Source organism: Paenibacillus barengoltzii NBRC 101215 (assembly GCF_004000745.1).
Taxonomy (GTDB): Bacteria; Bacillota; Bacilli; order Paenibacillales; family Paenibacillaceae; genus Fontibacillus; species Fontibacillus barengoltzii.
The window spans coordinates 1-1034 of sequence record NZ_BILV01000158.1 but is presented as its reverse complement, the minus strand read 5'-3'; the positions used below and the strand labels follow the sequence as shown (position 1 = coordinate 1034).

Annotated in this window: 1 protein-coding gene and 1 pseudogene; one reads left to right on the top strand and one right to left on the bottom strand. The window is 36.2% G+C overall.

Features of this window, described 5'->3' with window-relative positions; translation table 11 throughout:
* Nucleotides 1-575, top strand: a pseudogene (locus tag PBA01S_RS22895) (hypothetical protein); the annotation flags it as partial.
* A 246-nt stretch (nucleotides 576-821) separates the two neighbouring features.
* Here the strand turns inward: PBA01S_RS22895 and PBA01S_RS23000 are convergent.
* On the bottom strand, nucleotides 822-1034 hold a 213-nt coding region (locus tag PBA01S_RS23000; RefSeq protein ID WP_127576782.1), incomplete at its 5' end, for a hypothetical protein.

Here is a 1034-nt window from a genome sequence, read left to right as displayed (position 1 = left end):
AATATGCTGCCGAATCACTAATAAAACTTATTCGATTTGAGGAGAATCAACTAAATAACCTTTTAATATTGTATGAAGAGCGAAAAAAACATCATGATGTTCTCTATGAAGATTTCAGAAGAAAAGAATTCGATCCGGACGATCATTTTAATGAATTTCAAATGATGCATGCTTTTAATAAACAAGCAGAATATCAACAGAGGATTCTAATTCCTATTTTAGATGAAATAAATAATATTAAAGATTCGATTGAAAACAAAAAACATTCAATTAGTGCTCTTTCAGGAGCGCTACTACAAATTGCCAAGCAAGGGATTAGTTTTGTACATAATGGAATAAAAAATTGTCCTGATGGTAGGCAAATCAGAAAAGATGTTTTAAAAAACGTCATATGGCAAGGAAGAAATCAGGCTATGCATTTTGAAGAAGGAAACTATAATGATTTTTTAATTACTTGTTTTAATAATATAGGTTATCCAACTGTACCACTAAGGAATTTAGCAAAAGAAGTAATTGATATATTAGGTTGGACAGACTATCAAAAATATGAAGATGATATGAAGTCTTTACTATGATGCGGGGATGCGTGTTTGCTACCCGAAGAAGAGTCATACGTCATATAACACCGTATTCACGCAGCGAAGCCTGACGGCTTCTTGGTCCGCCAGAGGAATTTTCGAGGGAGCTGTTCAGGCGGACAACCCTGCGAACCTAACCGCATCGCGGCCGCCCCGTTGGGGCTTAAGGTTCTCGGGTTCGTGAATACGAGGGACGTTATACGACAGGGTCTGAAGTGCAAAAGAAAAAGGCCCGGAGGGCCCTTAATTCATTTGAATATGTAGTTCATTAAAAAGATATAGTGCATCTTTAAATCCTTGCAAATATATTTTACTTTCCAAAATAGTTTGCAATGAAGTTAGAGCGTCTTCATAAAGAAATAGGGTATGTTGAAGGTTATCGGGAAGCGACTCTCGAATGATTTTTAGATACTGCTCACATTCCGAAGAAAATTGTTCAAGTTCTGAGTTTGAGTA